This window comes from Stenotrophomonas sp. SY1 (genome assembly GCF_021202945.1).
Taxonomy (GTDB): Bacteria; Pseudomonadota; Gammaproteobacteria; order Xanthomonadales; family Xanthomonadaceae; genus Stenotrophomonas.
This window is the reverse complement of the sequence record NZ_JAJOYR010000001.1, coordinates 2,525,157-2,544,886: the sequence shown is the minus strand read 5'-3', so window position 1 is coordinate 2,544,886 and position 19,730 is coordinate 2,525,157. Positions and strand designations below refer to the sequence as shown.

Sequence of the window (19,730 nt, the reverse complement as noted above, 5' to 3'; positions counted from 1 at the left end):
TGCGCGCGGTCTCACTGTTCGACCTGAAACCCGTGGCCGGCTACTCTTGCGCATCTTTCCACGCCACGCCGACCTGCCGATGATCCGTTCGATCCTGCTCTGTGCCCTGTTCGCCCTGCCGATCTCGGTGTTTGCTTCCAGCTTTGCCGGGACCTCGGCCGGCTCCGCGTCCGGTGCTTCTTCCAATTCATCCGGCAGCTCGTCCGGTGATGACAAGGTGGTGCTGGATGCCCGCGAAGATGCCGCCGGCTTTGTCGCCAGCAACGGTGCCATTCGTGGCGCATGGCTGGAGGCGGCGTTGATCCACCTGCGCGAGAACGACGCTGGCGCACGCCAGGCTTCGGACATGGAACTGGCCCGGAAAATCCTGGCGCTGTGACCGCAGTGCGCCGGCCGCCGCGAGTGCGGCTGTTGGCGCCGCTGTTCGGCCTGATCGCGGCGTGGCCAGCCCATGCCGCCCTGCAGCTGGACGTACCGGAACAGGGGCTGACGACAGCCGAGGCCCAGCTCAGCCAGCAGCTGATCAGTGACGTGCTCGACCGTTTTCCCGCGGAGCTGCGCCAGCGCGTGCCGCTGCAACTGCAACTGCGTTGGCGGCAGGACCTGCCCGAACATGTGCGGGGCAGGGCGCGCGGGCAAACGCTGGGTTTGGACCGTCGCCTGTTATCCGCTTTGGCTTCGGCAGATTCCAGCCGGGATGCCGCCTGGCACGATGCACGTGCGGCGCTGATCCACGAACTGGCGCATGCGCTGGATCGTTCCGGCGCCGGCGGTTGGTCCGGGCAGTCGCGTTTCCTTGATGTGGCCGGCTGGCAGCAACGGCCGTTGTTGCCAGGCCGGGGGCGCAATGCGTTTTCGCTGCGCAGCCCTGATCGCTACGAGCTGCACAGCCCGGTCGAGTTCTTCGCGGTCAACTTCGAACACTATCTCCTAGACGCGGACTTCCTTTGCCGTCGTCCGGCCTTGCATGCCTGGTACCAATCGCAGTTTGGCGCAGCCCCAGCGCTGCCGGCGTCCCGCTGTGACGGCGGCCTGCCCTTCCTGCAGGCGGGCGAGCGCGACGGCATGGCCGAGCTGCTGGAACTGGACCCGGCACGCGTCTACCAGGTCGACTATCTGCTGGCCGAAGGCAACGACAAGCTGATGAGTCGCTGGGGTCACAGCATGCTGCGCCTGGTGATCTGTGCACCGGGGCGCACGCCGGGCCCGGCGTGCCGGATGGACCTGCAGCATCACCGGGTGCTCTCATTCCGCGCGTTCGTCGGTGACGTACAGATTTCCAGCTGGCGCGGGCTTACCGGCTCCTATCCCTCGCGCCTGTTCGTGCTGCCACTGAACCGGGTGGTGGAGGAGTACACCAAGGTTGAGCTGCGCGGGCTCTCGTCCACGCCGTTGGCATTGCAGCCCCGGGAAATCGAGCAGTTACTGCAGCAGGCAGCGCGACTGCACTGGAGTTATGACGGCCGCTATTTCTTTGTCAGCAACAACTGCGCGGTGGAGACCTGGAAGCTGCTCAACGACGGTGTGCCGCGCCTGGCCCAGGCACAGTTGAGTTCGATCACGCCGACCGGTCTGCTGCGACGGTTGCGCCGGCAGTCGTTGCTGGCGCAGGTGCCCGAGCAGCGGCAACAGGCCATCAGTGCGGGTTATTACTTCGAATCGGCAGCGGGTCATTACGCCCAGGTGTTCGAGGTGATGCGGCATGCATTGCCCTCTCTGCCCGCGACGTCGGTCGAACAATGGCTGGCGTTGCCGCCGGACAGTCGCCGTGCGTGGATGCAGCAGGCCGACACGCAGGTGCTGGCGGCGATGCTGCTGTTGGAGCAGGCGGCATGGCGGCGCCAGGAGCTGGAGGCGCGCGAAGTGTTGAAGCGGCGGTTGCTCAGTGGCGCCGGCATGGCTGCGGAGCTTGCGCAGTTCAAGGCGTTGATGGAGCAGGCGGGTCTGCTGCTGGCACCGGGTAGTTGGGCTGCGGACGGCTACGGAATCCCTGTGGCCGGTGAGCGCGAGGCGCTGCGCCGGCAGGTTGTCGATGACAGCGATATGGCCAGCGGCCAATGGCAGGCGTTGCGCGCACGCGCACTGGATCTGCTGGGTGCCGACCAGCGCAAACGGGTTGCCGCTACCGAGGCAAACCTTGATCATCTGCGGCAACAGTTACGCTTGCACCACGGTACGGCCCTGGTGCCGGGCCGTGCGGCCGGCGGCAGTAGCCATCTGTAAAGAGTGTGTTTGGGCATGACGAGCAGTAACCCGTATATGCAGGACGAAACAGCGTTGTTGCAGGATCTGATGCAACTGCGCTCCTACGCCGTGCTTCAGCTGAATGCTGAAGGCTTGGTGCTGGGCTGCAATGCCGGTGTGGAAGCGGTTTGCGGTTACCGCGTCGATGAACTGCGTGGACTCAACTACGCCTGTCTTTTCAGTGAGCCTGACCTGGAGCGTGGCGCGGACCGACAGGCACTTGCCCAGGCACTTACGCAGACCTTTGAGCAGGTCGGGCTGGCGATGGTGCGCAAGGATGGTGAACGGTTCCGTGCCTCATTGATGCTGGAGCGGGTGCACGATGGCGCCGCGCCGCGGGTGATGGCAGTGGTCCGTGACATCACCGGCTTCTTCCATACACAGAAACGTGTGCGCGAGGCGCGCGAAGTCAGCCTGGGCGCGCAACGTCTGGACGCGATGGGCAAGCTGACACTGGATCTGTCGCACGACTTCAACAACCTGCTGTCCGTGATCGGCAACAGCCTGGAAATGCTCGCCGCACGTCGCACCAGTGATGAGAGCGCCCGCCGCATCCTGGACATCGCCCAGCGCGCGGTGGAGCGTGGCACCCAGTTGACCCGGCAGATGCTGGCCTTTGGCCGCGGCACGACGCTTGTGCCGCAGGTCAGTGATGTGGGCGAGCTGATGCAGGGTTCAATGGAGCTGTATCAGAGTGTGTGTGGCGACAGCATCGACCTGCGGATCCACGTCGAGCAGGGGCTGCCGCCGGTTCTGGTTGATGTGGGGCAGTTGGAGGCTGCATTGTTGAACCTGTTGAGCAACAGCCGCGACGCCATGCATGGCGTAGGCCGGGTGATGCTGGAGGTGGGCGTGGAAACCCTGTCGCTGCACGGCGCGGAAGCTGCGGAGTTTGTCCGCGTGAGCGTCGGCGACAGCGGCCCTGGCATCCAGCCGGAGATCCAGCACAGCGTGTTCGAGCCGTTCTTCACCACCAAGGACGTGGAAGAGGGCAGTGGGCTTGGCTTGAGCCAGGTGCAGGGCTTTGCCGCACAGTCCGGTGGCGTTGCCGCGATCGGCACGTCCGCCATGGGCGGTGCTGCGGTGTCGATGTATTTCCCGGCGCTGGCAAGCCACGCCGCTGGCGTGTCGTAGGAGCGGCTTCAGCCGCGAAGCTGCCCCAGACTACCGGTCGCGGGGTGCCTGCAATTGAGCAGATCCCGCCAGCGGTTGCATCAACAGCTTTGCGGCTGAAGCCGCTCCTACAAAAAAACAGCCCCGAAGCTGTTCCTACAAGGGAACGGCTTCTGCAACGAAACAGCCCCGCGTGATGGCGGGGCTGCTTTGGTTGGGCAATCAGTCGGCGCGACCGCCGAACTCGCCGGTCGTGGTGTTGACCAGGATGCGCTCACCGTTGGTGATGTACTCCGGAACCATGATCTCGATGCCGGTGTTGAGCTTGGCCGGCTTCGGGCGCTTGGTGGCGGTGCCGCCCTTCAGTTCCGGCGGAGTCTCGACCACTTCCAGGGTGACGTGCTGCGGCATCTGGATCGCCACCGGCTGGTCGTCGATCACCTGCACGTAGATGCCGGTCAGGCCTTCGGTGATGTAGCCGGCGTCATCGCCGATCACTTCGGCGTCCAGCGTGTACGGGGTGTAGTCCTCGTCATCCATGAACACGAAGGCATCGCCGTCCATGTACGAATAGGTGGACTGACGGCGCAGCAGTTCGACTTCCGGCAGGTTGTCGTCGGCGTCGAAGCTGGCATCGAGCTTGTTGCCGCCCGGCACGCTGTACATGATGAAACGGAAGCGGACGTTGCCGCCGCGACCCTGCGGCGAGCTGCGCTCGATGTCGCGGATCTGATAGACGCCGTTGTTGTACTCGACGACGTTGCCTTTCTTGATGTCGTTGGCTTTCATGCTTGGAAAGTCGGTTGGGGTAAACGGAGGCGGGCGCCTTGTGGGCGCCCGCAGCTGGATCACTTCGGTGCCAGACGCACGGCACCGTCAAGGCGAATAGTCTCACCGTTGAGGTAGGTATTGCCAATGATATGGCCGACCAGGCTGGCGAAGTCCGACGGCTGGCCCAGGCGCGAGGGGAATGGGATGGAGGCGGCCAGCGACTCCTGAACGTTCTGCGGCATGCCATCGACCATCGGCGTCCAGAACACGCCCGGGGCAATGGTCAGCACGCGGATGCCGAAGCGGGACAGTTCGCGCGCCATCGGCAGGGTCATGCCGACCACGCCGCCCTTGGAGGCGGAATAGGCGGCCTGGCCGATCTGGCCTTCATAGGCGGCCACCGAGGCGGTGTTGATGATCACGCCACGCTCGCCGTCGGCGTTGGCTTCGTTGTGCTGCATCAGGTCGGCGGCGGCCTTGGCCACGTTGAAGCTGCCGACCAGGTTGACCATCACCGTGGTCTGGAAGTTGGCCAGCGGCATGGCGGCCTCGCGGCCCAGCACGCGGCCGGCGCCGAGGATGCCGGCGCAGTTCATCACCACGTTCAAGCCGCCCAGGAATTCCTTGGCAGCGGCCAGGTTGGCGGCCACGCCGGCTTCGTCGGTGACGTTGGTGGTGAAGTAACGGGCGTTGTCGGCGCCGAGTTCGGCCACGGCAGCGGCGCCTTTCTCGTCGTTGAGATCAAACAGGGCGACCTTGCCGCCATTGGCGACGAGGAACTGGGCCACGCCCAGGCCAAGGCCGGAGACGCCGCCGGTGATGACGGCACGAACGGAGGACAGCTGCATTGGAACGATCCCGCGAAAAATGAGCCGCCGATTCTAGCCGATGGCCGCTGCCGGGAACGCGGCCGATCAGACCTGCGGCTGGCGGGGTAGGGTGTGGGCGAACTCGCCCGGGCACATCCCGGGGGCGAACAGGAAGCCTTGTCCCACCGGCACTCCCAGCCCGAGCAGGAACTGGCGCTGTGCCTCGGACTCGATGCCCTCGGCTACCAGCCCCAGGCCGAGGCTGCGGGCGATGCCGCAGACCGCTTCGCAGACGGCGACGTCGGAACGGTTGTGGGGCACGCCACTGATGAACAGCTTGCTGAGTTTGAGTCCGTGAATGGGCAGATTGCGCAGGTAATTGAGCGCGCTGTAGCCCTCGCCGAAGTCGTCGATGGTCAGCACCACGCCCATCTGCCGCAGCTCGGCGAAGGTGCGCAGGGTGGAAGGTGCATCCTCGATCAGCACCCGTTCGGTGAATTCCAGCTCCAGGGCCGCGCCGGGCAGGCCGTATTCGTCCAATACGTCGCGCACCTGGCGGGCCAGGCGGTCGCCGTTGAACTGCCGGTAGGACACATTGATTGCCACGCGGATCAGCCCCAGACCCTGGTCCTGCCAGCGACGTACCTGCTGGCAGGCCTGGTGCAGGACCCAGTCACCGATGCGCACGATGTCGCCGGTGTTCTCGGCGTGGCTGATGAAGATGTCCGGGCGCAGTTCGCCAAGCTGGCGGTTGCGCCAGCGGATCAGGGCTTCGCAGGCGATGATCCGGCCGCTTTGCAGCTCAACCTGCGGTTGGTAAACCAGCCGGAACTCATTGCGCTCCAGTGCCTTGCGCAGGCGTCTCTCGATCTGCAGCCGGTCACGCTGGCGCCGTGCCATGTCGGGCGAGAACACCAGCCAGCCATTGCGGTTGCGGCGCTTGCATTCGTACATGGCCAGGTCGGCATTCTGGATCAGCTGTTGTGGCCGTTGCCCATGCCGGGGCGCGCGGGCGATGCCGATGCTGGTGGTGACGGGGAACTCGTCCTGGCCGAACTGGAACAGCGTGGTGAAGGCTTCGGTGATGGCTTCGGCAAGCTGTTCGGGGCGCTGGGGTTGATCGCGTGCATCACAGATCACCACGAACTCGTCGCCGCCAAAACGTGCCAGCAGGCCTTCGGTGCCCACGGCGTCACGGATGCGGCGGGTGGCTTCGATCAGCAGCTGGTCGCCGGCGTTGTGGCCGAGCACATCGTTGACGGTCTTGAAACGGTCCAGGTCGATGTACAGCACCGCCACTTCGGCGTGCGAAGGGTTGCTCAGGCGTGCTTCCAGGTCGGTCAGCGCGGCGTCGCGGTTCATGATGCCGGTCAGCGGATCGGTGCGCGCCTGGGTCTTCAGGGTTTCTTCCGCGTGCTTTGGCTCGGTGATGTCCTGCAGGGTGCCGGCGATGCGGTTGGATGCGACATCGGCCTGTTCCACTTCACCGATCATCCGGATCCAGAAGCTGTGCCCATCGGCGTGCTGGCCCTGCAGCTCCAGTTCGAAACCACTGCGTTGCTCGACGACCCGCTCCATGGCCAGGCTCAGTTGCTGGCGTGAGGTGGTGTTGAGGCAGGCCAGCAGCTGCTCCAGGTCTTCGGGGGGATGCTGCTGGCCGAGGATGCGCTGTGCCTCGCCGGTCAGGTACAGACGTTGCTGGCCCCGGTCCCATTCCCAGCCGCCGATATGTGCCAGTGACTGCGCACGGTCGAACAGGGCGTGGTCGCGCTTGAGTTCGGTGATGTCGCTGAACAGCGAAAACACATGGTCGGGCAGGGCGCAGTCGGAGGAGAACACCGGCACGGTGGTGATCGATATCCAGATCATGCGCCCCTGGGGCCGGTGGAACAGGCCGATGATGGTGCTGGGGATGATCCGCCCGTCGCGGAAGGCACGCGACACCGGCCATTGCTCGATGCTCAGGCGGCGGCCGTGTTCGTCCACGGTGATCCATTCTTCGGTATCACGCGGCAGCTTGCGGGGGGAGGTGATGCCGGTGTTGAAAATGCGGTGCGCGGCCGGGTTGGCCGAGACGATGCCCAGGTTGCGGTCAAACAGCATCACCCCCTTGTCGATGGATTCGAGCAGCAGGCGATAGCGGGTTTCGGCCTGCCAGCGTCGGCTGAGGTCACGGGCCACGGCCACGATGCAGGGCTGGCCATCGTGTTCGAAGGCGGCCGAATGGACTTCCACCGGGAAGCGGCTGCCGTCCCCGCGCATGTTGGTGACTTCGACCACGTAGGTCTGGCCGCGCTTGAGGGTTTCCCAGACCGGCTCCAGGTGGTCGGCCGGCAGGTCCGGGTTGAGCAGTTCGATCGGTTGGCCGACGATTTCCTCACGGCTGCGGCCGTAGGCGTGCACGCCGGCAGCGTTGACATCCAGTACCTGGCCGGTGGCGCTGAGAATGCTGACCGGGTCCGGCACCGCGTCGAACAGGGCTTCGTAGCGCCGCTGCGCGGACTGGCGTTCGTTCATTGCCTCGCGCAGGGCGTCATGGGCGGCCTGCAGCACGGGCTGCAGGTGCAGTGGCAACGGCTGGTGCAGGGCGTGCTCAAGACCGGCGAGCGCATCGACATGGGCAGCAGGATGCTCGCCCTCGTCGTGGACTATGCGCTGGCCGGACCCTGTCATGACACCGTCAATGCCCTTGCGGTCTTGCTGCCTGTCTGCCGGCCCAGCCGTTCGGCCAGCCAGTTCCCTGTGGCGGCCAGCGCCGGCAGATCGATGCCGGTGCTGATCCCCATTCCATGCAACATGTACACGACGTCCTCGCTGGCGACATTACCACTTGCACCGCGCGCATAGGGGCAGCCGCCGGTGCCGGCCACCGCCGAGTCGACCACGCGCACACCAGCCTCCAGGCAGGTGGCTATGTTTGCCAGAGCCTGCCCGTAGGTATCGTGAAAATGGACGGCCAGCGCGGCGACCGGCACTTCCGCGGCGACCGCCTGGAGCATGGCGCGGGCTTTGAGCGGAGTGCCGACGCCGATGGTGTCGCCCAGCGATACTTCGTAACAGCCCATTGCGTGCAGGCGGACGGCCACCCGGACCACGTCGGCCAGCGGCACTTGGCCCTGGTAGGGGCAGCCCAGCACCGTGGAGACATAACCGCGCACCTTGATGCCATCGGCCTTGGCCCTTGCCAGGATCGGCTCGAAACGCTGCAGCGACTCGTCGATCCCGGCATTGGTATTGGTGCGGTTGAACTGCTCCGAAGCGGCAGTGAATACCGCCACTTCCTGCACCCCAACGGCCAGGGCGCGTTCGTAGCCCTGCTCATTGGGGACCAGCACCGGGTAGCTGATGCCGGCGCGGCGCTGGATGCCGCTGAACACCTCGGCGGCGTCGGCCAGTTGCGGGACCCACTTGGGGCTGACGAAGCTGGTGGCCTCGATGCTGCGCAGGCCGGTGGCCGAAAGCCGGTCGATCAGCTCGATCTTGTCGGCAGTGGCGACCATCTGTTTTTCATTCTGCAGGCCATCACGTGGGCCTACTTCGACGATACGGACGAAATCGTTCATGGGGTTCCTGGGCAGTGCGTAGGCGGGATTACTTGCTGGCCCAGACGGGCGCGCGCTTTTCCAGGAAGGCCGACAGGCCCTCGCGGCCCTCGTCGGATGCACGCAGCGCGGCGATCAGGCCGGCGTTGGCGCGGTCCAGTCCATCGCGATCGCCGGCGGCAGCACAGACTTCCCGGACCAGTACCTTGGCCGAGGCCGCAGCAACCGGCCCGGCCTTGCCCAGCAGGTTCAACTGCGCCTGCACGGCGGCGTCCAGCGCGTCGGCAGCCACCACCTGGTGCACCAGACCGATCTGCCCCGCTGTGGCCGCATCGAAATGCTCGCCGGTCGCAAACCAGCGCCGCGCCTGGCGCGGGCCAATGGCAGCGATCACATAAGGTGAGATCACCGCAGGCAGCAGGCCCAGCCGGCTTTCGGTCAAACCGAAGCGCGCGCCTTCGGCGGCAATGGCGATATCGCAACAGGCCACCAAACCGACACCACCACCGAAGGCGGCGCCATGCACGCGGGCGATGGTCGGCTTGGGCAGTTCGTCCAGGGTGCGCATCAGCCGGGCCAGTGCCAGCGAGTCCAGGCGGTTCTCGTCCTGCGTGGCGCTGGCCATGGCGCGCATCCATTGCAGGTCGGCGCCAGCGGAGAATGAAGCGCCGGTGCCGGCCAGTACCACGGCACGCACAGCGGGATCGGCGCCCAGCGCCTGCAATGCATCGGTCAGGTTCCGGATAAGTTCGGCATCGAACGCGTTGTGCAGTTCCGGCCGGTTCAGGGACAGGGTCGCGACTGCGCCCTGGTGTTGCACGAGCAGTGCGTCGCTCATTGGTAAAGCCTGTTCACGGAAAATCCGCCGAATCATAGCGTTACCAGGGCAGGACGCCATGACGCGGCGCGGCGATGCTAGAATTGATAACCATTCTTATCAACTCATCGTAGGGGCCCATTCAGTGACGTTGTCAGATTTGCCGCTGCATGTCTCCGCCCGCGTGGAGAACGTACAGGATCTGCACCCCAATGACGCCATCGCCCGCAGGTTGCGGGAGCTGGGGTTCGTAAACGGTGAAGAAGTGCGCCTGGTGGCGCGTGGCCCGGTCGGCGGCGAGCCGCTGCTGTGCCAGGTGGGCTTCACCCGTTTTGCGCTGCGTCGCAGTGAGGCTGGTCGTGTGCAGATCCGCCAGGAAGGAGTGCCCGCATGAGTGAATCGATCGCACGTCTGGCGTTGGTCGGCAATCCCAACAGCGGCAAGACCGCGTTGTTCAACCAGCTGACCGGCAGTCGCCAGAAGGTGGCCAACTACACCGGCGTGACCGTGGAGCGAAAGGAGGGCCGCATGCGTGCCCCGTCCGGACGCGAGTACGCGGTGCTGGATCTGCCGGGTGCCTACAGCCTGCAGCCGGCCAGCCTGGATGAGGCCATCACCCGCGACCTGTGCCGGGGTTTCTACCCGGGCGAGCCCGCGCCTGATGCGCTGGTGTGCGTGATCGACGCCACCAATCTGCGGCTGCACCTGCGTTTCGCGCTGGAAGTGCGCGAGCTGGGCAAGCCGATGATCGTGGCCCTGAACATGGTCGATGCCGCGCGTCGTCGTGGCATCGAGATCGATGTGCCCGCGCTTGAGCAGGCGCTGGGCGTGCCGGTGGTGGAAACCGTTGCCGTGCAGCGCAATGGTGCCAAGGCGCTGGTCGAGCGGATCGACGCGCTGGTGCCGCACCTGGCATCACTGCCGGTGCCTGCGCCCGTTGCAGGTGAGGACCATCACGCGCAGGTCCGCGAAATCCTGGCCGCCGCCGTACAGATGCCGGCCCGCACCGGCAAGATCGACGACACGCTGGACCGCTGGCTGCTGCATCCGGTGTTCGGCCTGTTGACGCTGGCGGTGGTGATGTTCCTGATTTTCCAGGCGGTGTATGCCTGGGCCACACCGTTGATGGATGGCATTGAAGCGCTGTTCGGCTGGCTGGGTACAACCGTCGGCACCGCGTTGCCGGAAGGTCCGCTGAGCAGTCTGCTGGTGGACGGCATCATTGCCGGCGTCGGCGGCGTGATCGTGTTCCTGCCGCAGATCCTGATCCTGTTCTTCTTCATCCTCGCGCTGGAAGAGTCCGGCTACCTGCCGCGCGCTGCGTTCCTGCTCGATCGCATGATGGCGGCGGCGGGTTTGTCGGGGCGTTCGTTCATCCCGCTGCTGTCCAGCTTCGCCTGCGCGGTGCCGGGCATCATGTCCACCCGTTCGATCCAGGACCCGCGTGATCGGCTGGCCACCATCCTGGTGGCGCCGCTGATGACATGTTCGGCACGCCTGCCGGTATACGCGCTGCTGATCGGCGCGTTCATTCCTGAGAAGACCGTGTGGGGCATGTTCAACCAGCAGGGACTGGTGCTGTTCGGCCTGTATGTGGCGGGCATCGCCAGTGCGCTGATCATGTCGTGGACGATGAAGAAGTTCCGTCGTGACAAGAGCGAGCATCCGTTGATGCTGGAACTGCCGTCCTACCGCATGCCGCACCCGCGTGATCTGGCCGTGGGCCTGTACGAGCGCGGCATGATCTTCCTCAAGCGCGTGGGCGGCATCATCCTGGCGCTGACCATCCTGCTGTGGTTCCTGCTCTCGTTCCCGGGGGCACCGGAGAACGCAACCATGCCGGCCATCGATTACAGCTTCGCTGGCCAGATCGGTCATGCGATGGCGGTGATCTTCGCGCCGCTGGGGTTCAACTGGCAGATCTGCATTGCGCTGATTCCCGGCATGGGCGCACGCGAAGTGGCGGTGTCCTCGCTGGCGACCATCTACGCGCTTTCGGCTGCGGACGATGATGCGGCCATCCAGGCGCTGACCCCGGTGATCAGTGATGGCTGGACGCTGGCCACGGGACTGTCGCTGATGGTGTGGTTCATCTACGCGCCGATGTGCATCTCGACGCTGGCCACCATCAAGCGCGAGACCAACTCGTGGAAGCAGATGGCCTTTGCCACCGTGTACCTGTTCGCGGCGGCCTATCTTGCTGCGCTGGTCACCTATCAGGTGGCTGTGGCGCTGGGGGCGGGCTGATGGACAAGGGCCTGCTGCTTCAATATCTGCTGATCGCGTTGGCCGTGCTGGTCAGTGCATGGGTGGTGCTGAAGAAGCAGTTCCCCGGTTTTGTGCGCCGCGTGCGCGGCGCGCTGGCGCTGTGGCTGGTGAAGCCGCAGCGCTCGCCACGGATGCAGGCGTGGGGGCGGAAGCTGGCGCCGCCGCCGTCGGGTGACGCAGGTGCCTGCGGCGGCTGCAGCAGCTGCGGGCCCACCCCGCCCAAGCAACATTGAAACAAGAGCGCCGGCATTGCCGGCGTTCCTGTTCTATCCAAGAACCCCGCGCCCATTTGAGCGCGGGGTTTTTGTTGGTGCCGGGCAAGTGCGTCGGTCGCTGCGTCAGTCGCGGACCAGGCCGCCATCGACAACCAGGTTCTGTCCGGTCACCGCGCGCGACCAGGGTGAGGCGAAGAACAGCGCCGCATCGGCGAATTGCTCGGGCGTGGTGACTTCGCGCAATGGCGTATTGGCGGCGATGTAGTCGAACACCGCTTCGGGCGTCGCGGCACTGGCATCGGTGGTGCGCAGCAGGCCGCCGGAGAGCATGTTGACGGTGATGCCGTCCGGCCCAAGGTCGCCGGCCAGGGTGCGGGTCAGCGAGAGCAGTGCGGCCTTGGCGGCGGTGTAGTCGTGGTAAGGCACGACCGGGTTCTGGAACAGGTTGGTGCCGATGTTGATGACGCGACCAAATCTCTGGGTGCGCATGCCCGGCAGGGCCGCCTGCACCGTGTTCAATGCACCGCGCACGCTGCCTTCGAACTGGCGGCTGAAATCCTGCCAGAGGATGCTGTCCGCCTTGGCGCGGGCGTCGCCGTTGAATGAGAAATCCACCAGCGCGTTGTTGACCACGCTGCTGACCGGCTTGCCGAAGTGAGCGCCGGCTGCCGCGACCATGGCGTCAACCTGGGGCCGTTCACGGATATCGGCACGCAGGGCCAGCGCGCGCTGGCCCAATTCGGCGGCCAGCTTCTCGGCGGCAGCCTGGCTGTTGCAGTAATTGATGATGACGCTGGCGCCTTCGCGCACGAATGCGCGGGCCAGTGCAGCGCCAAGGCCGCGGCTGGCGCCAGTGACGAGGACAAGCTGGTCGGAAATTTTCATGCAGAACCGGGAAGGGACATCGGGTGCGGGCAGGGTAGCAGCCGCTATACACTCGGCGACATTGCAGGAAGCAAGGAGGGAGTCTTGGATGAAGGTTCTTTTGTCGCTGTTTGTGCTGTTGCTGGTTGCAGGCGGGATCTACTGCTGGGGTGGCAACTCATTGGATGAGAGGCAGGTGCGCGCGTTCTATGCTCAGGCCGAGCAGGCGCTGCTGGAAGGCGATGACGAGGCCTTGTGCGACATGTTGGCCGATGGCTATCGGCAGGCGTCCGTGCTCAAGACCGAAGCCGGGCAGATCGAGCAGGACGTGGACAAGCAGCGTTACTGCGAGGAGGTGGCTCAGACCACCAAGGCCATGCAGCAGCTGCGCGAGGCGATGGGCGGCTATTCGCCGATCCGCTATGAACAGCAGATCAAACGCATCACCCTGTTTGAAGATGGCGAGCAGGCCAAGGTCGAGATGACCTCGACCCTGGACATGGCCGGCATGCGCCTGGTCAGCCGCAATCGGGACACGATCGAGCGACGCCGCTGGCGCACCCAGTTGGTCAGCAGCGTGGGTGTGGTTCATGCCGGTGGCACACAGTGAGCCCGACGCGGCGCTTGTCTGCGCCAAGGTTGAAGCGGTAGCTTGCGCCCCATGAACAACACTCCCACACGTTTATTGATTCACGGTGCCTCCGGCCGCATGGGCCAGGCTTTGCTGCGCCTGGCAGCGGAAGATCCTTCGTTGCAGGTGGTGGCCGCCGTCGTGCGCAAACTGCCGGCGCAGCGCGTGGTCGACGGCATACCGCACTTTGCCGCCAGTGAGCTGGCTGGCGTGCCGGCGTTTGATGTGGCCATCGACTTCAGCCTGCCGGAAGGATTTGATCCGGTGCTGGCGCTCTGCGCCGAGCGCGGTGCCGGGTTTGTCTCCGGTACCACCGGCATCAGTGATGCCCAGCAGGCCGCTGTGTCGGCGGCGGCCGAGCGGATTGCGCTGGTATGGGCCACCAACTTCAGCCTGGGCGTGGCCGTGCTGGCCGATCTGGTCGAACGCGCCGCTGCGGCGCTGCCGGGTTGGGACTGCGACATCGTCGAGGCCCACCATGTGCACAAGAAGGACGCGCCTTCGGGCACCGCGTTGACCCTGGGTGAATCGGCAGTGCAGGGCGGGGCCGAGCCGCGCTATGCCAGCCTGCGTGCCGGCGACATCATCGGTGAGCATTTCGTCCAGTTCACCGGGCTGGGCGAACGGGTGGAACTGGTCCATCGCGCCTCCAATCGCGATATCTTCGCCCGCGGTGCTCTGCACGTGGCACGTCAGCTGAACGGGCGCGCTCCGGGGCGTTACCGGGTGCGGGATCTGGTCGGGCTGGCCGTCACCCCCTGAGCGCGGCTGAATGGGGGAGGTGCCTGGCGCCTTCCCCTGATTCCTGTCCGCATCGCGGGCTGAAGGAAAGCCTTACGGGACGCTGGCGCTGGCGCCCCCCATGCCAGTACAATTCCCGCTCGCCGAAACACGTCAGCCGGACCGGTCACAGACCGCCGTCCGCGCTTTTTTGCAACCGGTTTTTGCCGTGGACGCAGGCGTGGCTTCGGAGTCCCCCGGTAGCCAAAGTGAGATTCCCGTGACCCAAGCCGCAATCCTCGTGCTCGAAGACGGCACCGTATTCGAGGGCGAATCCGTAGGCGCGCCCGGCCTGTCCGTGGGTGAGGTGGTGTTCAACACCGCCATGACCGGTTATCAGGAGATGCTGACCGATCCGTCCTACGCCCGGCAGATGATCACCCTGACGTACCCGCATATCGGCAACACCGGTATGAACGACCAGGACGACGAAGCCGCCAAGGTGTGGTCCGCCGGCCTGATCGTGCGTGACGTGCCGCGCCGCCCGAGCAGCTGGCGCAACCAGGTCTCGCTGCAGGATTGGCTGATCCAGCGCGGTGTTGTCGCCATCTCCGATATCGATACCCGCAAGCTGACCCGCATCCTGCGTGAGCGCGGCGCCCAGAACGGTGCGCTGATGGCTGGCGATATCGATGTTGAAAAGGCGCTGGAAGCGGCCCGCAAGTTCCCCGGCCTGAAGGGCATGGACCTGGCCAAGGTGGTGTCCACCGACAAGCCTTACGGCTGGGCCGATGGCCAGCTGGACCTGGACCGCAACGAATTTGTCCGCGCCGAACCGAAGTTCAAGGTTGTGGCTTACGACTTCGGCGTGAAGACCAACATCCTGCGCATGCTGGCCGAACGCGGCTGCGAGCTGACCGTGGTGCCGGCGCAGACCCCGGCCGCCGAAGTGCTGGCGATGAATCCGGACGGCGTGTTCCTGTCCAACGGCCCGGGTGACCCGGAACCGTGCGACTACGCGATCGCCGCGATCAAGGAGTTCGTCGCCAAGAAGGTGCCGACCTTCGGCATCTGCCTGGGCCACCAGCTGCTGGGCCTGGCCTCGGGCGCCAAGACCATGAAGATGGGCCACGGCCACCACGGTGCCAACCATCCGGTGCAGGACATCGACAGTGGCCGGGTGATGATCACCTCGCAGAACCACGGCTTCGCCATCGACGAAAGCGTGCTGCCGGCCAATGTCCGCGTCACCCACCGTTCGCTGTTCGACCAGACCATCCAGGGCATCGAGCTGACCGACGCACCGGCGTTCTCCTTCCAGGGCCACCCGGAAGCCTCGCCCGGCCCGCACGACGTGGCGCCGCTGTTCGACCGCTTCATCACCCTGATGGAAGGGGCCAAGGCCTGATGCGTGGCATCGCGCTGACGCTGGGTCTGCTGCTGGCCGCTGGTGCGAATGCCGCACCGGCCAGCCGCGCCGATGTCGGCCGGATCATGCAGGAACTGGGCATGGGCCGGTTGGGCCAGGATGCAGCCACCACGCTGGTCGGCAATGTGCCGCAGCTGCAGGGGCTGGATGCCAAGGCCCAGGCCTGTGCGGCCACCCAGGCTTCAGCACTGATGGACACGCAGTTCCAGCAGATCGTCGTGGACAAGCTTGGCGCGGATGGCCAGACGCTGATCGATGAGTGGAAGGCCTTCTTGGCCACGCCCGCCGGCGGCGACATGGCACGTACTTTCCAGGCATCGGCCGCCGAGATGAGTGGCGACGACAGCGCGGCCGGCTTCGAGCCGGGTGAAGCCAGCAAGGAGAAGATTGCCGCTTTCATGGGCACTCCTGCATTTGAACAGTTCATTGGCGGGTTTGGCGATGACAGCCAGTTGCCCGAAGACATTGGCCAGCAGTTGGCCGAGGTGCTTCAGCGCGAGTGCCAAGTCGCGTTGGACCCGGAACAGATTTCCTGATCGACAGCGTGCGATCACTTCCCCCAGACACGCTGTACTGACTTAGAGAAGACAATGCCAAAGCGTTCCGACCTAAAGACCATCCTCATCATCGGCGCTGGCCCGATCGTCATCGGCCAGGCGTGTGAGTTCGACTACTCCGGCGCGCAGGCGTGCAAGGCGCTGCGTGACGAGGGTTACCGCGTGGTGCTGGTCAACTCGAACCCGGCCACGATCATGACCGACCCGGAGATGGCCGACGCCGTCTACATCGAGCCGATCAACTGGCAGACGGTCGAGAAGATCATCGACAAGGAGCGCCCGGACGCGCTGCTGCCGACCATGGGCGGCCAGACCGCGCTGAACTGCGCGCTGGACCTGGCTGACCACGGCGTGCTGGAGAAGTACAACGTCGAGCTGATCGGCGCCAAGCGCGAAGCGATCCGCATGGCCGAAGACCGCGAGCTGTTCCGCGTGGCCATGGGCGAGATCGGCCTGGAATGCCCGAAGGCCGCCGTAGCGCACACGCTGGAAGAAGCGCTGGATATCCAGACCCGCGTTGGCTACCCGACCATCATCCGTCCGTCCTTCACCCTGGGCGGCAGCGGCGGCGGCATCGCCTACAACCGCGAAGAGCTGATCGAGATCGTCAACCGCGGCCTGGAGCTGTCGCCGACCACCGAAGTGCTGGTGGAAGAATCGGTGCTGGGCTGGAAGGAATTCGAGATGGAAGTGGTCCGCGACACCGCGGACAACTGCATCATCGTCTGCTCGATCGAGAACCTGGACCCGATGGGCGTGCACACCGGTGACTCGATCACCGTGGCCCCGGCCCAGACCCTGACCGACAAGGAATACCAGCGCCTGCGCGATGCCTCCATCGCCGTGCTGCGCAAGATCGGCGTGGATACCGGCGGCTCGAACGTACAGTTCGGCATCAGCCCGACCACCGGCCGCGTGGTCGTGATCGAAATGAACCCGCGCGTGTCGCGCTCCTCGGCGCTGGCCTCCAAGGCCACCGGCTTCCCGATCGCCAAGGTCGCCGCCAAGCTGGCCGTGGGTTACACGCTGGACGAGTTGAAGAACGAAATCACCGGTGGCCTGACCCCGGCCTCGTTCGAACCGTCGATCGACTACGTCGTCACCAAGATTCCGCGCTTTGCCTTCGAGAAGTTCCCGGCTGCCGATGCGCGCCTGACCACCCAGATGAAGTCGGTGGGCGAGGTGATGGCGATGGGCCGCACCTTCAAGGAATCGCTGCAGAAGGCGCTGCGTGGCCTGGAAACCGGCAAGATCGGCCTGGATCCGACCGGCCTGGACCTGGGCAACGAAGACGATATCGCCACGATGAAGCGCGAGCTCAAGGCCCCGGGCCCGGAGCGTCTGTTCTTCGTCGGTGATGCGTTCCGCGCCGGCTTCAGCGTTGAAGAGGTGTTCGCGCTGTCGCACATCGATCCGTGGTTCCTGGATCAGATCGAAGAGATCATCGTCGACGAGAAGCAGGTGCACGCCGAAGGCATCGACTCGCTGGACGGCAAGCGTCTGCGTGCGCTCAAGCGCGCCGGCTTCTCCGATGCGCGCCTGGCCCAGCTGACCGGCACCAACGAAGCGGCCGTGCGTGCGCTGCGCCGTGCCCACAAGGTGCGCCCGGTGTACAAGCGTGTGGACTCCTGCGCCGCCGAGTTCGCCACCAGCACCGCCTACCTGTACTCGACCTACGAGGACGAGTGCGAAGCCAACCCGACCAACCGCGACAAGATCATGATTCTGGGCGGCGGCCCGAACCGCATCGGCCAGGGCATCGAGTTCGACTACTGCTGCGTGCATGCCGCGCTCGCCCTGCGCGAGGACGGCTATGAAACCATCATGGTCAACTGCAACCCGGAAACCGTCTCCACCGACTACGACACCTCCGACCGCCTGTACTTCGAGCCGCTGACGCTGGAAGACGTGCTGGAAATCGTCGAGCTGGAACAGCCCAAGGGCGTGATCGTGCAGTACGGCGGCCAGACCCCGCTGAAGCTGGCGCGTGCGCTGGAAGCCAACGGCGTGCCGGTGATCGGCACCTCGCCGGACTCCATCGACCTGGCCGAAGACCGCGAGCGTTTCCAGCAGCTGGTCGAGAAGCTCGGCCTGAAGCAGCCGCCGAACCGCATTGCCCGCAACGACCAGGAAGCGCTGCTGCTGGCCCGCGAAATCGGCTACCCGCTGGTGGTGCGCCCGAGCTACGTGCTGGGCGGCCGCGCGATGGAAATCGTCTATGGCGAATCGGACCTGGCGCGCTATGTGCGTGATGCGGTCAAGGTTTCCAACGATTCGCCGGTGCTGCTGGACCACTTCCTGGACGCTGCTGTCGAAGCCGACGTGGACATCATCTGCGACAAGGACGGCAACGTCCTGATCGGCGGCGTGATGGAGCACATCGAAGAAGCCGGCGTGCATTCCGGTGACTCGTCCTGCTCGCTGCCGCCGTACTCGTTGTCGCCGGCAACGCAGGAAGAACTGCGTCGCCAGGTGCGTGAACTGGCCAAGGCGCTGAACGTGGTCGGCCTGATGAACACCCAGTTCGCGATCCAGACCGATGCCGACGGCAACGACGTGATCTACCTGCTGGAAGTGAACCCGCGTGCCTCGCGTACCGTGCCGTTCGTGTCCAAGGCCACCGGCGTGCCGCTGGCCAAGATTGCCGCCCGCTGCATGGCCGGCATGACCCTGGCCGAGCAGGACGCGACCAAGGAAGTGGTGCCGGATTACTACTCGGTGAAGGAAGCCATCTTCCCGTTCGCCAAGTTCCAGGGCGTGGACCCGATCCTCGGGCCGGAGATGCGCTCGACCGGTGAAGTGATGGGCGTGGGCCGCAGCTTCAGCGCCGCGTTTGCGCGCGCGCAGGAAGCCGGTGGCATCAAGACCCCGCCGTTGGGCAAGGCGTTCATCTCGGTGCGTGATGCCGACAAGCAGCGCGTGATGCCGGCGGTGCAGGGCCTGGTCGAGCGCGGTTACTCGCTGGTTGCCACCCGTGGCACCGCTGCCTGGTTGCAGCAGCAGGGTTACACCTGCGAGGTGGTCAACAAGGTGGTGGAAGGCCGTCCGCACATCGTGGACAGCATCAAGAACGGTGAGATCGTCTACATCGTCAACACGACCGAAGGCCGTGCCGCGATCAACGACTCGTTCTCCATCCGACGTGAAGCACTGCAGCATCGCGTCACCTATTCGACGACGGTGGCTGGCGCCAAGGCGCTGGTGCAGTCGCTGGAATTCCGTGGCACCGGTCCGGTATGGTCGCTGCAGGAACTGCACAAGGAGTTGAATGCATGAGAGCTCCCATCACGATGAAGGGCGCCCAGCGTCTTCGCGATGAGCTGGAACACCTGAAGTCGGACAAGCGCCCGAAGGTCATCGCTGCCATCGCCGAAGCACGCGAGCACGGCGACCTGAAGGAGAACGCCGAGTACCACGCCGCGCGCGAGGAACAGGGCTTCATCGAAGGCCGCATCAAGCAGCTGGAAGGCGAGTTGTCGCATGCCGAGATCATCGACATCAGCAAGCTCAACGCCGGCAGCAAGGTGGTGTTCGGCGCCACGGTGACGTTGGCCGATGTGGAATCGGACGAGGAGAAGCGTTACCAGATCGTTGGTGACCTGGAAGCGGATATCAAGCTGGGCTTGATCGCCATTTCCTCGCCGGTGGCACGCGCAATGATCGGCAAGAACGAAGGCGACAGCATCGCCATCGACGCGCCGGCCGGCCTGCGCGAGTACGAAATCGTCAGCGTCGAATATCTCGACTGAC

General features: G+C 65.3%; 18 protein-coding genes. 12 read left to right on the top strand and 6 right to left on the bottom strand.

Annotation, left to right across the window (positions count from 1 at the left end; genetic code table 11):
* The first annotated feature begins 79 nt into the window (after positions 1 to 79).
* Genes LR961_RS10745 through LR961_RS10735 form a run of 3 tightly spaced genes read left to right on the top strand, consistent with a single transcriptional unit; the run spans position 80 to position 3,378 of the window.
* Positions 80 to 379 carry a DUF2388 domain-containing protein gene (locus LR961_RS10745; RefSeq protein WP_232149323.1) on the top strand — a complete coding sequence of 100 codons (300 nt, stop codon included), beginning with the start codon at positions 80 to 82 and terminating at the stop codon, positions 377 to 379.
* The gene (locus tag LR961_RS10740; protein WP_232148913.1) at positions 376 to 2,223 is read left to right on the top strand and encodes a DUF4105 domain-containing protein; all 1,848 of its coding nucleotides are present in this window, start codon (positions 376 to 378) and stop codon (positions 2,221 to 2,223) included. Before LR961_RS10745 ends, LR961_RS10740 begins: the two co-directional genes overlap by 4 nt.
* A gap of 15 nt (positions 2,224 to 2,238) precedes the next feature.
* Positions 2,239 to 3,378 carry an ATP-binding protein gene (locus LR961_RS10735; RefSeq protein WP_232148911.1) on the top strand — a complete coding sequence of 380 codons (1,140 nt, stop codon included), beginning with the start codon at positions 2,239 to 2,241 and terminating at the stop codon, positions 3,376 to 3,378.
* A 201-nt stretch (positions 3,379 to 3,579) separates the two neighbouring features.
* On the opposite strand, the gene yeiP is transcribed toward LR961_RS10735, so the two are convergent.
* The 5 genes from yeiP to LR961_RS10710 all read right to left on the bottom strand — a co-directional run bounded on the left by yeiP (position 3,580) and on the right by LR961_RS10710 (position 9,317).
* Positions 3,580 to 4,146 carry an elongation factor P-like protein YeiP gene (gene yeiP / locus LR961_RS10730; RefSeq protein WP_232148909.1) on the bottom strand — a complete coding sequence of 189 codons (567 nt, stop codon included), beginning with the start codon at positions 4,144 to 4,146 and terminating at the stop codon, positions 3,580 to 3,582.
* Between the two features lie 59 nt (positions 4,147 to 4,205).
* Entirely contained in the window at positions 4,206 to 4,976 is a 771-nt protein-coding gene (locus LR961_RS10725; protein WP_232148907.1) for an SDR family NAD(P)-dependent oxidoreductase, read from the bottom strand.
* A 66-nt stretch (positions 4,977 to 5,042) separates the two neighbouring features.
* Positions 5,043 to 7,610 (bottom strand): EAL domain-containing protein, encoded by a 2,568-nt coding sequence (locus tag LR961_RS10720; RefSeq protein ID WP_232148906.1) that lies wholly within the window; start codon positions 7,608 to 7,610, stop codon positions 5,043 to 5,045.
* Complete coding sequence (locus tag LR961_RS10715) at positions 7,607 to 8,500, bottom strand: hydroxymethylglutaryl-CoA lyase (RefSeq protein ID WP_232148904.1); 894 nt, start codon at positions 8,498 to 8,500, stop codon at positions 7,607 to 7,609. The genes LR961_RS10720 and LR961_RS10715 overlap by 4 nt, the downstream gene beginning before the upstream one ends.
* A 28-nt stretch (positions 8,501 to 8,528) precedes the next feature.
* Complete coding sequence (locus LR961_RS10710) at positions 8,529 to 9,317, bottom strand: enoyl-CoA hydratase-related protein (RefSeq protein ID WP_232148902.1); 789 nt, start codon at positions 9,315 to 9,317, stop codon at positions 8,529 to 8,531.
* Between the two features lie 124 nt (positions 9,318 to 9,441).
* Here LR961_RS10710 and LR961_RS10705 point away from each other — a divergent pair, with 124 nt between their 5' ends.
* Genes LR961_RS10705 through LR961_RS10695 form a run of 3 tightly spaced genes read left to right on the top strand, consistent with a single transcriptional unit; the run spans position 9,442 to position 11,797 of the window.
* Entirely contained in the window at positions 9,442 to 9,690 is a 249-nt protein-coding gene (locus LR961_RS10705; protein ID WP_232148900.1) for a FeoA family protein, read from the top strand.
* Positions 9,687 to 11,543, top strand: a complete 1,857-nt coding sequence (gene feoB, locus LR961_RS10700) for a ferrous iron transport protein B (RefSeq protein ID WP_232148899.1) — start codon at positions 9,687 to 9,689, stop codon at positions 11,541 to 11,543. The genes LR961_RS10705 and feoB overlap by 4 nt, the downstream gene beginning before the upstream one ends.
* Positions 11,543 to 11,797: a DUF6587 family protein gene (locus LR961_RS10695; protein WP_232148897.1), complete on the top strand. Its 255-nt coding sequence runs from the start codon at positions 11,543 to 11,545 to the stop codon at positions 11,795 to 11,797. Before feoB ends, LR961_RS10695 begins: the two co-directional genes overlap by 1 nt.
* 105 nt (positions 11,798 to 11,902) lie before the next feature.
* Here LR961_RS10695 and LR961_RS10690 read toward each other — a convergent pair whose 3' ends face one another.
* Positions 11,903 to 12,664, bottom strand: coding sequence for a 3-oxoacyl-ACP reductase (locus LR961_RS10690; RefSeq protein WP_232148895.1), 762 nt, complete (start codon positions 12,662 to 12,664; stop codon positions 11,903 to 11,905).
* A gap of 88 nt (positions 12,665 to 12,752) precedes the next feature.
* Here LR961_RS10690 and LR961_RS10685 point away from each other — a divergent pair, with 88 nt between their 5' ends.
* From LR961_RS10685 to greA, 6 genes are all read left to right on the top strand, one after another.
* Complete coding sequence (locus LR961_RS10685; RefSeq protein ID WP_232148893.1) at positions 12,753 to 13,253, top strand: hypothetical protein; 501 nt, start codon at positions 12,753 to 12,755, stop codon at positions 13,251 to 13,253.
* Positions 13,254 to 13,304: 51 nt separating this feature from the next.
* Positions 13,305 to 14,036: a 4-hydroxy-tetrahydrodipicolinate reductase gene (gene dapB, locus LR961_RS10680; protein ID WP_232148891.1), complete on the top strand. Its 732-nt coding sequence runs from the start codon at positions 13,305 to 13,307 to the stop codon at positions 14,034 to 14,036.
* Between the two features lie 238 nt (positions 14,037 to 14,274).
* Positions 14,275 to 15,402: a glutamine-hydrolyzing carbamoyl-phosphate synthase small subunit gene (gene carA, locus LR961_RS10675; protein WP_232148889.1), complete on the top strand. Its 1,128-nt coding sequence runs from the start codon at positions 14,275 to 14,277 to the stop codon at positions 15,400 to 15,402.
* On the top strand, positions 15,402 to 15,959 hold the full coding sequence (locus tag LR961_RS10670; RefSeq protein ID WP_232148887.1) for a hypothetical protein: 558 nt from the start codon (positions 15,402 to 15,404) through the stop codon (positions 15,957 to 15,959). Before carA ends, LR961_RS10670 begins: the two co-directional genes overlap by 1 nt.
* 54 nt (positions 15,960 to 16,013) lie before the next feature.
* Positions 16,014 to 19,256 (top strand): carbamoyl-phosphate synthase large subunit, encoded by a 3,243-nt coding sequence (carB, locus tag LR961_RS10665; RefSeq protein ID WP_232148886.1) that lies wholly within the window; start codon positions 16,014 to 16,016, stop codon positions 19,254 to 19,256.
* Positions 19,253 to 19,729, top strand: coding sequence for a transcription elongation factor GreA (gene greA, locus LR961_RS10660; protein ID WP_232148883.1), 477 nt, complete (start codon positions 19,253 to 19,255; stop codon positions 19,727 to 19,729). Before carB ends, greA begins: the two co-directional genes overlap by 4 nt.
* Position 19,730: the final 1 nt, after the last annotated feature.

Excerpts from the sequence above, each read along its gene's own strand:
- LR961_RS10745 (WP_232149323.1), top strand. The coding sequence starts at position 80 with ATGATCCGTTCGATCCTGCTCTGTGCCCTGTTCGCCCTGCCGATCTCG.
- LR961_RS10735 (WP_232148911.1), top strand. The coding sequence starts at position 2,239 with ATGACGAGCAGTAACCCGTATATGCAGGACGAAACAGCGTTGTTGCAG.
- yeiP (WP_232148909.1), bottom strand. The coding sequence starts at position 4,146 with ATGAAAGCCAACGACATCAAGAAAGGCAACGTCGTCGAGTACAACAAC.
- LR961_RS10725 (WP_232148907.1), bottom strand. The coding sequence starts at position 4,976 with ATGCAGCTGTCCTCCGTTCGTGCCGTCATCACCGGCGGCGTCTCCGGC.
- LR961_RS10720 (WP_232148906.1), bottom strand. The coding sequence starts at position 7,610 with ATGACAGGGTCCGGCCAGCGCATAGTCCACGACGAGGGCGAGCATCCT.
- LR961_RS10715 (WP_232148904.1), bottom strand. The coding sequence starts at position 8,500 with ATGAACGATTTCGTCCGTATCGTCGAAGTAGGCCCACGTGATGGCCTG.
- LR961_RS10710 (WP_232148902.1), bottom strand. The coding sequence starts at position 9,317 with ATGAGCGACGCACTGCTCGTGCAACACCAGGGCGCAGTCGCGACCCTG.
- feoB (WP_232148899.1), top strand. The coding sequence starts at position 9,687 with ATGAGTGAATCGATCGCACGTCTGGCGTTGGTCGGCAATCCCAACAGC.
- LR961_RS10695 (WP_232148897.1), top strand. The coding sequence starts at position 11,543 with ATGGACAAGGGCCTGCTGCTTCAATATCTGCTGATCGCGTTGGCCGTG.
- LR961_RS10690 (WP_232148895.1), bottom strand. The coding sequence starts at position 12,664 with ATGAAAATTTCCGACCAGCTTGTCCTCGTCACTGGCGCCAGCCGCGGC.
- LR961_RS10685 (WP_232148893.1), top strand. The coding sequence starts at position 12,753 with ATGAAGGTTCTTTTGTCGCTGTTTGTGCTGTTGCTGGTTGCAGGCGGG.
- dapB (WP_232148891.1), top strand. The coding sequence starts at position 13,305 with ATGAACAACACTCCCACACGTTTATTGATTCACGGTGCCTCCGGCCGC.
- LR961_RS10670 (WP_232148887.1), top strand. The coding sequence starts at position 15,402 with ATGCGTGGCATCGCGCTGACGCTGGGTCTGCTGCTGGCCGCTGGTGCG.
- carB (WP_232148886.1), top strand. The coding sequence starts at position 16,014 with ATGCCAAAGCGTTCCGACCTAAAGACCATCCTCATCATCGGCGCTGGC.
- greA (WP_232148883.1), top strand. The coding sequence starts at position 19,253 with ATGAGAGCTCCCATCACGATGAAGGGCGCCCAGCGTCTTCGCGATGAG.